Genomic DNA, 11,252 nt, shown 5'->3' on the forward strand with positions numbered 1-11,252 from the left:
GTATTAAAACTCACCCTCTCCTCATTCCTCTCCCAAAGAAAGAGGAAACTTTACAGCCACAGCGCAAATTGAATGTAGCTGTAATCGCAAATAGAAGAATGATTAAATTACTGCAGCTAACTCTGCACCTTGACGAATGGCACGTTTTGCATCCAACTCACCGGCCTCTTTGGCACCGCCAATCAAATGTACATTTTTGCCATCTAACTTCAGTTGTTCATACATCGCGGTGTATTCTTCCTGACCTGCACAAATAACGACATTATCGACTTCAAGCACACGTGTCTGACCGTCAACAGTAATGTGTAAGCCTTGGTCATCAATTTTGTCGTAACTTGCACCTGCAATCATTTTTACATCACGATGTTTTAAACCTGTACGATGAATCCAGCCTGTGGTTTTACCCAAACTTGAACCGACTGATTTTGCCTTACGTTGTAATAAATACACTTCACGTGATGGCGTTTCTACATCAGGATGTTTCAATCCACCGACTTGTGCATAAGTTGTATCAATGCCCCATTCATCATAGAATTTTTCTGGGTTTAAACTACCACTTTCGCCTTCATGGGTCAGATATTCCGCCGTATCAAAACCAATCCCGCCTGCACCAATAATTGCGACACGTTTTCCAACTGGTTGGCGCTCTTTCAACACTTGTAAATAGCTCAATACTTTAGGATGATCAATACCGTCAATATGCAGTTGACGCGGTGTCACTCCTGTCGCCACCACAACATCGTCAAAGGATGAGTTCGCTAGTTCCTCATAGGTTGCCGTGTGATTCAATACCAATTTAATTTGTGGCAAAAGTTCAATTTTACGTTTGAAATAACGAATAGTTTCGTAAAATTCTTCTTTACCCGGTACGGTCTTGGCAATATTAAACTGACCACCAATTTGGTTGGATGCTTCATAAACCGTAACTTTATGGCCACGCTCTGCCGCATAGATCGCAAAACTCAAACCCGCAGGCCCTGCACCAATCACCGCAATATTTTTCTCGGTTGCAGATTGTTTAAAAATAAGCTCAGTTTCATAACATGCTTGCGGGTTCACCAAACACGTGGCAATTTTCATTGAGAAAATATGATCGAGGCAAGCTTGGTTACAACCAATACAGGTATTAATTTCATCGCTACGGCCTTGCTCCGCTTTTTCCACAAAGAAAGGATCGGCCAACATTGGACGCGCCATCGATACCATATCGGCATGACCAGATGCCAACACATGCTCAGCCATTTCAGGGGTATTAATCCGGTTCGAGGTAATTAAAGGAACTTTGACTTCGCCTTTTAATTTTTCCGTGACCCAAGTAAAGGCTGCACGCGGCACTTTGGTGGCAATGGTTGGAATACGCGCTTCATGCCAACCAATGCCAGTATTGATAATCGTTGCACCGGCTTTTTCAATCGCTTTTGCCAGTTGAACCACTTCTTCAAATGTCGATCCACCATCAACCAAATCCAACATCGACAGGCGATAAATAATAATAAAATTTTCACCGACTAATTCGCGGGTACGGCGCACAATCTCTAAAGGAAAACGAATACGATTTTCATAACTCCCGCCCCACTCATCATCACGATGGTTGGTTCGTGCTGCAATAAATTCATTGATCAGATAGCCTTCAGACCCCATGATTTCCACACCATCGTAACCCGCTGTTTGAGCAAGTTGTGCGCATCGCGCAAAATCATTGATTGTGCGTTCAACTTCTGATGTGGTTAAGGCATGTGGTTTGACTGGATTAATCGGTGCCTGAATTGCAGAAGGTGCGACGATATCTGCTTGATATGAATATCGACCGGTATGTAAAATCTGCATGGCAATTTTACCGCCAGCTTCATGTACCGCTTGGGTAATAATTTTATGTTTTTCAGCTTCTTCTAATGAATCCAGTTTTGAGCCACCGGCAAAGGTCACACCATCATCATTGGGAGAAATACCGCCAGTCACGATTAAGGCCACACCACCTTTTGCACGCTCTGCATAAAAGGCAGCCATCCGTTCATAGCCACCTGGTGCTTCTTCAAGTCCAATATGCATAGACCCCATCAACACTCGGTTTTTTAGTGTGGTAAAACCCAAGTCCAGTGGTGCCAATAAATTTGGATAATTTGACATTTTCTCTCCTTAGCGTGCTGAAAAAGCTGGCTATTTTTATGATGTGCTCTTGTAAATGCTATGTTTCAAATAGTCTAAAACACGCCACTTATGCAATTTGTTGCACTATTTTATATTCGAGAATTGATTTTTATGCAACATGTTGCATAATAAAACACAGAAATTTTCTATGACTGAGGCGTATATGTCTTTAGCCCATGTTTTACTCACGAGTTTGCTGGAAAAACCGAGTACAGGCATTGACCTTGCTCGACGTTTTGACCGCTCTATGGGCTTCTTTTGGAATGCGACTCATCAACAAATCTACCGAGAACTGAGTGGTATGCATCAAAAAGGCTGGATTAGCCCGATTGAAGATGACAGCAGCAATAGCCGTAAAAAAACCTATCAGGTGGAACAATTAGGTAGAACTGAATTGGCAAGTTGGATGGTTGAACAAAGCCCACCGGCACAGTTGCGTGAAGAACTCATGGTACGTCTGCGTGCAGAAGCGCAACTGGGAACTAATGCTGTACTTCCCGAATTAGAACGCCATCTTGAACTGCATAAAGAAAAATTGAATATTTATCAAAGTATTTTTGCCAAAGACTTTGCACATGCAAAAGATGATGACCGTACCCTCTATATTCATAAAATGATTTTACAACTCGGTATTGACTTGGAAATCGGTTGGATTAAATGGCTGGAAACTATCATTCCACAATTGCATAAATTTGAACATTAAAATAAAAACATTAAAAAGGATCAACGCATGACCCACCACACAATGCCCGATGGCGCACAATTATTTGTCCGGGAATATGGTCAAGGTCACCCCGTCTTAGTACTTTCAGGTCTAGGTATGCAAAGCTGGCAATGGCATCCTTTTTTATATTCACAACGTAAAAATTTTAAATTTATTATTCCGGATTGGCGTGGTTTTGGCGGTTCCAAACACTGTGCAATTCCAGCTTTAGATACCATTTCCAGTCATTGGCGCGATATTGAGTGTTTGGTTAAACAACTAGGTTATGAACAATTGACTGTCATTGCCTATTCCATGGGTGCAACCACCACCATGCATGGTCTCAAATATGGACAATTTGCAGATCATATCAAAGCCTATTTGCATATTGATCAAACCCCCAAAATTTCAGTCGATGCAGAATGGCCCTATGGGCTGTATGGCAAACGACATGCAGAATTTTTAGCTATTTTACAGACTATCTCATCGGTTCTTGAATCCAATCTTTCCGTGCCTTTTGCTCAGCAAATGAACCCGAAAGATCGCCAACATCTAGTAAATGCTTGGTTGCAGTTTATGCAGCTACAAAATAGTAGTCCTTATAGCTTCCGTTTATTTCAAGCGGCCTATCATCAACCCATTTTACAAAAACTGATACTACCATCTCAAAGCGTGGCCTATCTATATTGGTATATTCAAAATTATCTACATCACAAAGAAGATTATCGTGCAGCGATCGCTCGTCTAAAAGCCCCAACCACCTTTTTTACTGGGGAAAAATCCATTTTATATCCAGCACAGGGTCAGCGCATTGTGGCGGACAGTTTAACCAATGCGAACCAAGTCATTTTTCATAAATCGGGGCACACACACCATTAATCAGCGAGCCGGTTAAATTTGGACGTGAAATTGCCCATTTTTTAAAACATCATGCAAGCTGAGTAGTATAAATAGGCTCAAGTATTGAATGAGCTGATGTGGAAATGCTCTTGGTGTAATCTTAAATGTGCCGTGATTTAGAATACTCGTCGATCATATTCAATCGCTTCTAAGTCATAGACTTGATATACGCAGTCGAAGAGTGGACGCGCTAACTCACCTTCATCATCATTACGTACAATCAGATAGATCTGACTGATTGCCGCACTATCTGACAATTTGACATAGTTCACATGTCTAAACTGCATCATCTGAACCGACTCAGGCACAATGCACACGCCCTCGCCCGCCGCTACCATACCAAGAGATTGCTGCAAATCTGCTTGTGTATTAAAACGCTTAGGCTCCATGCCATATTCTAAAAATAGCGCTTTAATCAACGATGCATAACTTTGCCCATTACGTGCTGGATAAATAAAAATTTGTTCATCCTTCAAACTATTTAGCGAAATTTTCGGCTGTGAAGATAAAGGATGACTTGAATGTACCGCAGCAATTAACGGCTCTTCGCGTAATAACACGCGCTTTACGGCTTGATCAGACACACGCACACGGCTAAAACAAGCGTCGACACGCCCTTCTTTTAAGGCTTGAATTTGCTCCACAGCGCTCAATTCAATTAAATTGACATTTAAATGTGGATATTGCTGACGGAATAAATACACAATTCGAGGCAACAAACCGCAGAGTAATGAACCGCCATACCCAATATTAATGGTACGTTCAGTGACACTTGCGCGCTGCGTAATTAGCTTAATCTCTTCCGCACTGGACAGCAGTTTCACGGCTTGTTGGTAAAAGAATCGACCAATGGTGGTGGTTTTTAAAGGGCGACTACCTCGCTCAAAAAGCTGTGTACCTAACTCTTCTTCCAAGTTTTGAATTTGACGACTTAAAGGTGGTTGGGCAATAAACAGCTTTTCAGCAGCTTTGGTAAAACTTTGTTCTTCTACAACTGCGACAAAGTAACGTAAATGTCTTAATTCCATGACATTATCCTTTAATGTCGAATTTCTTTCTTGATGATATATCGCTTTAATATCAGGACAACAACGCAATCACACCCAGCAAAATAAGGTATTTCAAGGCTGTGTACACCAAAATTATTTTCAAACCATGCTAATGTGAAACAATTTTTAGGTTAAGACGACTTTAGTCTTGCCAAATTTATAATATATTGCCTTTGAAGATAACAAATCACTGTTGACTTATTGAAACAATGTAAGTTATTTATCTGTATTGTTGCAATTATGGAATAGAGAAAGTGCTTAGCGATCTGGATGATTTTTATTGTTTTGCTCAAGTTGTAGAACATGGAGGCTTTAGTGCAGCAGAACGCGCGACCGATATCCCCAAATCCAAATTGAGCCGTCGCGTCTACAATTTAGAAGAACGTTTAGGCGTACGGTTAATCCAGCGTAGTTCTCGTCATTTTGCCGTCACCGACATTGGCATGAATATTTATCGTCATGCTCAAGTCATGATGAATGCCGCACAAGCCGCGCACGATCTTGTTGATCATTTAAGTACACAGCCCCGTGGCTTGATTAAAGTCAGCCTTCCTGTGTCGATTGCACAAAATGAAATGGCGAAAATCTTGCCTGAATTTTTAAAACGCTATCCTGAAGTCAAAATTCAAATGATGGTTACCAATCGCCGCGTGGATATCATTAATGAAGGTTTTGATCTGGCCTTGCGTGTCCGTTCAGATTTGGATGATGACCCAAACCTCGTGCTGCGTAAATTTGAAAATATCGAGCAACACTTATTTGCAAGTCAGGCTTATCTAAATCAATTTGGTGATTTGAAAACCCCTGAAGATTTAAGCCAACACCAAATCCTCAGCATGGCTGACGAGCATCTTGATCAACATATTATTGTCACCAACGCACAAAATCATCAGAAAAAAGTAAAAGTAAATCCTACTGTCATGGGATCTGACTTATCGATGCTAGCTGCTCTCGCATGTCAAGACTGTGGTGTTACATTGCTTCCGGACAGTATCGTTGCAGATCATATAAAATCGGGTGCTTTGGTTCGTGTATTGCCTGAATGGAAAGCCGCACATGGAATCTTCCATGCTGTTTACCCATCACGTCGTGGCTTACTGCCATCGGTACGTGTATTTATTGATTATTTGGTCGAAAAACTCACCAAACCGCAAAAACCTTAGACTTCAAATCTTAAACCTGAAATCTCAAATAATAGGCAAAAAAAAGCTTACCCACGTAGTGGGTAAGCAAAAACTTTAAAAAAGTTCAGAAACTACAGCAGATTCTGTAAAGCTATTCTATTCAATAAGTGCTTAACACTTAAATCGTTAATAACTCTAACTGAAAATTTTCCCAAAAATCGAAATCAGGCAAATCACGGCTTAGAGACGATTGCTTAGTACTAAAAGCAATATATTGTATATTCACCTACCAAACCTAGACCAAAGTCTTAAATTTTCAACCTTTAGCAACCTATTTGAGCCTTTAAATTGCTGGATATGCACCTGTACCTTCTGGCCATGGTGATAGTAGTTCAAAGCCTGTATCTGTCACCACCACCATATGTTCCCACTGCGCAGACAAAGAGCGGTCAGCCGTAATCACCGTCCAACCATCTTTCAATTCTTTGGTACGTGCTTTACCACTATTGATCATCGGTTCAATGGTAAAAACCATACCTTTTTTCAAAATCACGCCTTGGCCGGGTTGTCCATAATGCAACACGCTTGGCTGTTCATGATAAACTGTACCAATCCCATGACCGCAGTACTCACGCACAATGCTATAACCTTCTCGATGCGCCACTGTTTGAATCGCATATCCCACATCGCCCAACGTTGCACCAGGTTTAACCGCATGAATCCCTGCCACCATCGCTTCATAGGTGGTTTCAACTAATTTTTTCGCTGCAGGTGAAACATTACCCACATAATACATACGACTGGTATCACCAAAATAACCATCTTTAATGATCGCAACATCAATATTAATAATATCGCCATCTTTTAATACGGTTTCTTTAGACGGAATACCATGGCACACCACTTCATTCGGTGAAATACAGGTGGTTTTGGTATAACCATAATAACCAACATTGGCTGGAATCACTTTGAGGGTATTAACAATAAAGTCATTACAGATATCATCTAAATATTCAGTCGTCACACCTGGCTTGACATACTCCCCAATCATTTCTAAAACCTGCGCGGCAAGACGGCCTGAAATGCGTAATTTTTCAATATCTTGCTCAGTTTTAATCGTGATTTTGGAAGCTTTCATCTGAACATCCTCAAATTTTAATACCCTGAATTATAGCCCCTTTAGATTTTTTTTGTTTTATACATCAAAATTTTATCTGCATATTTACCCTTTTTCAGCACTTTTACTGCTGTTTTTTAGAGCATTTGATTAATCGTTGAAAAATATTAATGCCCTACCATTTTCCTCTTAAAACCTAAAATAAAAAATAATTTACAATACTTTTCAAATAGATAATTTGAAAATCATTTTATTCCATCGATATATTCATGATTGATATTATAAAAATTTTCTATGCAATTCATAAATTAGCCCCCAAAACGAGGGGTATTTGCACTAAAATTAACTTTCCCTCATTTCATCTCCCTTTTTATGACAAGTCTTCGTACACGGGATATTGTTGCCTTAGGTTTTATGACCTTTTCCCTGTTTATTGGTGCAGGTAACATTATTTTCCCACCGATTGTCGCACAACAAGCAGGTGAACATGTTTGGTTAGCCGCGTTTGGTTTCTTAATCACCGCAGTTGGTCTGCCTGTTATCACGATTATTGCTTTGTCGCGCGTAGAAGGTTCTATTCAGATTTTAAGTTCGCCACTAGGTAAAGCTGCCAGTATTTTACTCACTGTGGTTTGTTACTTAGCTGTAGGACCTTTATTTGCAACTCCTCGTACAGCAACCGTTTCTTATGAAATTGGTTTCTCATCCTACTTTGGCAACTCAGCTCAGAGTTTGATGATTTATAGCTTTATCTATTTTGCTTTCGTGACTGTTGTTTCACTTTATCCCAATAAAATTTTGGATACTGTGGGATATTTCCTGTCACCACTGAAAATTTTGGGTTTAGTCATCCTCGGGATTTCAGCATTTTTCATTCCAACTGGTGTCATTCCACCTGCAATTAATAACTACATAACTGCCCCTGTGTCTGAAGGTGTGGTCAATGGTTATTTAACTATGGATACACTGGGTGCTTTAGTCTTCGGTATTGTGATTGTTAAAGCCATTACTTCACGTGGCGTCACAGATCACAAACTGGTAACGAAATATGCACTTATCGCAAGTCTCATCTCTGGTATTGGTTTAACACTAGTTTATATCAGCTTATTTAAACTCGGTATGGGTAGCCATGAAATCGCACCAAATGCTACAAATGGCGCAGTGATCCTGCATGCCTATGTACAGCATGCTTTTGGTGATATGGGTGCTTACTTCTTATCAGCGATGATTTTTGTTGCATGTATGGTGACTGCGATTGGTTTGACCTGTGCATGTGCTGAGTACTTCTCTGAATTAACCAAAATTCCATACAAAATATTGGTATTTATTCTTGTTGGTTTTTCACTGCTGATTTCAAACTTAGGTTTAACCAAATTAATTGCAGTTTCGGTTCCCGTATTAAGTGCAATCTACCCGCCTGCTATTACGGTAATTTTACTGAGCTTCGTAGCAAGATTCTTTAACAAACCATCGCTTGTAATTGCGCCAGTAACGGCATGTGCATTCATTTTTGGTATTTTTGATGGTTTAAAAGTTGCGGGTTTTGAAGAAACACTTCCAAGCTTTGTGACCAACCTACCACTTGCTGAACAAAATTTAGCATGGCTGATTCCATCCATCATCGTGTTAGTGATTGCCACTGTATTGGACAAAATTAAAAAATAACCTTTTTTAACTGGTCTCAAAATCGGAGTTTTACCCGAATGACGATTTTATTTGGAACAATATTTGTCGAGTTTTACCCAAACTGACATTTATTCGTCCCACCACAGTGCACTAAAATGATCATGAGCCAAACGCGATATCGCAAAATGTAAATTTCTTTTCCTTCACTGAACATTTCAATGTAGTAAACCATTTAGTTTTATAAAAAATATTAATTATTAAAATTCAATTACTTTTAGCAACAAAGAGACAACATCACCTTCATATTTTATCCCATGTTTGTCTGTAGAATTACCTGTTCCGCGTCATAAACACATTTAACTAATTACTGTAATCAGTATTTTGGTATGTAAATTGCTTGCTTATCATTATAAATATTGTGGAATTCTGATTGATTTCACCATCAACCTTTCAGGATACATGATATTTATTATATGAATAAAACTATTATTCTTATACCATGATCTAACATAGTTTTATGACAAAATAGTGACATGTGCTATTGAAATGCTTCTAATTTCGAAGTACAACAGTAGAACAAACCTAACCAAAATGATGGGTTTTGGGAAAACAACAAGGAGGGGTGGAGATGTTATCAGTACATTTCAAAAAGCAATTCTTCATTAACGCTCTGAAGGCCAATAAGAACATGGTGACTTATTTAAGCACCACGATTGCCCTTATGCTTACGTTATTAATTCAAGGCTTAATACAAGGAAATTTAAGACCTGAATACTTTGCTTATGCGCTGGTCGTATCAGTAGCATTTTACTTATGGGCGGTCATTGACCATAAGTATCGAAAGCAAAAATCTGTAGAATTTTAAGTTGAAAGATGGATGAGGCATCATCCATCTTAAAAAAGAAAGATGCCAATCTCCCCATCGAATAATAAAAAATAATCCATTTAGCATAAACTTAGCACCTTCCCAGTATTTAATTTATCTACTAGATCAAAATACAGTTCAAAGACTAATACCAAAATTTAACGATAACCCCAAAAAGCAACCCAAAAGTTGCCACTACCTCCCCGATGACCAATGCCAACATTGCCAATGTCATTAATGATTTAGGCAAATACCATTTCCCAATAACATGTGGTGTTTTAAATTGATTGCTTGTATCGGCTAAAAAACCATGTAACACGTAGCTTAAAATTGAAAAGCTAAAAAAGAACACGTTAATCAGCACAAAAGCTAAATTTAACTGAGCAGAAAATGCCGAAAAATAAGCCAACACTGCCAAAATTAAGGTCGCGGGTGCATATAACAAACTGCTGCGATGAGCAATATCCACATAATAATGTGCACGCGCCTGTTGAGACTTTCGAATTTGCGCATATTTCCAAACACCAGTGAGCATACCGACCCACAAATAAATCCCACTAAAGACTATAGCAATTTTTACAGCTGTTGTTAATTGAATTAAATCCATTTCTCTTCCATTTTCCCATTATTTTTCTAAATATCTATTTTGACTGATTGTTATGTATATTCAGTTATGAGACATGACTTTATAGTCATGGTTTAATCAAGTTTCTTTTTGGAACTTGTGTAAATTATAAGAATCAGAATAAATATTTTACGCTCGCATTATGTCACAATTTGAAAGCCTTCGTATTCAATGCCAAGACGGCTACCCATTAAGCGCCCGCTTCTATGCTCAGCAAAGCCAACATGCCAAGCCACTGCCTGTACTGATTTGTCCAGCGACTGGTATTACCAAACAATTTTATGATAGTTATGCAACGTGGTTAGCTGAACAAGGCTATGATGTTCTGGTCTTTGATTTTCGAGGCATTGGCGAATCGTTATATGGGCCATTAAAAAAATCTACGGCCAGTATTGTGCAATGGGGACAGCTTGATATTCCTGCTGCAATAGAAGCGTTATTAGCAAAAACGCAAGCGCAGCAAGTTATTTTGCTTGGTCATAGCGCAGGTGGACAGCTTTTGGGTATCGTACCGAATTATGAAAAAGTCGCTAAAGTTGTTGCGGTTTCAGGCTCTACAGGACACATCAAAAACTTAAAAGGTCGCACCAAGTTACTTGCTCCTGTCATGTTTAAGCTGATCTTCCCACTTGCACGCCACACATTGGGTTATGGGCCGACCAATGCGATTGGTATGGGTGAAGACCTCCCCAAAGACGTAGCACGTGAATGGGCGCAATTCTGTAGTAAACCCGGTTATATCATCAATGCACTGGGTAAGACGGTACAACAAGATTTTCATCAACAAATCCATTGTCCAATTACTGCGGTATGGAGTTCGGATGATGAAATTGCAACTGAAAGTAATGTTAAAGATTTACTCCGATTATATCCCAATGCATCTACCCATATGATTGAACTAAAACCCAAAATGACAGGTCATAAAACGATTGGTCATATGTCGATGTTTAAGCGTTCGCATCAAAATCTATGGCCTGAAATTGAGGCTCAATTACAGCTCTGATACTGCACCCACTCCAATACGCCAATCTCAACTTTTAATTAAGTTTTCCAACTGTAAAGGAGGATTACCTAATTGAGAATTTAAAACGACTG

General features: G+C 39.4%; 9 protein-coding genes and 1 pseudogene. 6 read left to right on the forward strand and 4 right to left on the reverse strand.

Going from position 1 to position 11,252, the window contains the following annotated elements; genetic code table 11:
- Positions 1–102: 102 nt before the first annotated feature.
- Positions 103–2,127, reverse strand: a complete 2,025-nt coding sequence (locus ACN6OV_RS11060; RefSeq protein ID WP_427952918.1) for an FAD-dependent oxidoreductase — start codon at positions 2,125–2,127, stop codon at positions 103–105.
- A 184-nt stretch (positions 2,128–2,311) separates the two neighbouring features.
- Here ACN6OV_RS11060 and ACN6OV_RS11065 point away from each other — a divergent pair, with 184 nt between their 5' ends.
- Together ACN6OV_RS11065 and ACN6OV_RS11070 are read left to right on the forward strand one after the other, a co-directional pair.
- Positions 2,312–2,851, forward strand: a complete 540-nt coding sequence (locus ACN6OV_RS11065; RefSeq protein ID WP_427952920.1) for a PadR family transcriptional regulator — start codon at positions 2,312–2,314, stop codon at positions 2,849–2,851.
- Between the two features lie 27 nt (positions 2,852–2,878).
- A pseudogene (locus ACN6OV_RS11070) lies at positions 2,879–3,792 on the forward strand (alpha/beta fold hydrolase).
- Positions 3,793–3,867: 75 nt separating this feature from the next.
- Here ACN6OV_RS11070 and ACN6OV_RS11075 read toward each other — a convergent pair.
- Positions 3,868–4,779 carry a LysR substrate-binding domain-containing protein gene (locus ACN6OV_RS11075; RefSeq protein WP_427952922.1) on the reverse strand — a complete coding sequence of 304 codons (912 nt, stop codon included), beginning with the start codon at positions 4,777–4,779 and terminating at the stop codon, positions 3,868–3,870.
- A 275-nt stretch (positions 4,780–5,054) separates the two neighbouring features.
- On the opposite strand from ACN6OV_RS11075, the gene ACN6OV_RS11080 reads away from it, so the two are divergent.
- Complete coding sequence (locus ACN6OV_RS11080) at positions 5,055–5,963, forward strand: LysR substrate-binding domain-containing protein (protein ID WP_427952924.1); 909 nt, start codon at positions 5,055–5,057, stop codon at positions 5,961–5,963.
- 304 nt (positions 5,964–6,267) lie between these two features.
- Here the strand turns inward: ACN6OV_RS11080 and map are convergent, their stop codons facing one another.
- Positions 6,268–7,062 carry a type I methionyl aminopeptidase gene (gene map, locus ACN6OV_RS11085; protein WP_427952926.1) on the reverse strand — a complete coding sequence of 265 codons (795 nt, stop codon included), beginning with the start codon at positions 7,060–7,062 and terminating at the stop codon, positions 6,268–6,270.
- Between the two features lie 351 nt (positions 7,063–7,413).
- On the opposite strand from map, the gene brnQ reads away from it, so the two are divergent.
- Positions 7,414–8,706, forward strand: a complete 1,293-nt coding sequence (brnQ, locus tag ACN6OV_RS11090) for a branched-chain amino acid transport system II carrier protein (RefSeq protein WP_427952928.1) — start codon at positions 7,414–7,416, stop codon at positions 8,704–8,706.
- Between the two features lie 589 nt (positions 8,707–9,295).
- Complete coding sequence (locus ACN6OV_RS11095) at positions 9,296–9,532, forward strand: hypothetical protein (RefSeq protein WP_427952942.1); 237 nt, start codon at positions 9,296–9,298, stop codon at positions 9,530–9,532.
- Positions 9,533–9,677: 145 nt separating this feature from the next.
- Here the strand turns inward: ACN6OV_RS11095 and ACN6OV_RS11100 are convergent, their stop codons facing one another.
- On the reverse strand, positions 9,678–10,139 hold the full coding sequence (locus ACN6OV_RS11100; RefSeq protein ID WP_427952930.1) for a hypothetical protein: 462 nt from the start codon (positions 10,137–10,139) through the stop codon (positions 9,678–9,680).
- Positions 10,140–10,299: 160 nt separating this feature from the next.
- On the opposite strand from ACN6OV_RS11100, the gene ACN6OV_RS11105 reads away from it, so the two are divergent.
- Positions 10,300–11,160 carry an alpha/beta hydrolase family protein gene (locus ACN6OV_RS11105; protein WP_427952932.1) on the forward strand — a complete coding sequence of 287 codons (861 nt, stop codon included), beginning with the start codon at positions 10,300–10,302 and terminating at the stop codon, positions 11,158–11,160.
- The last annotated feature ends 92 nt before the right edge of the window (positions 11,161–11,252 follow it).

Source organism: Acinetobacter sp. (assembly GCF_050285345.1).
Classification (GTDB): domain Bacteria; phylum Pseudomonadota; class Gammaproteobacteria; order Pseudomonadales; family Moraxellaceae; genus Acinetobacter.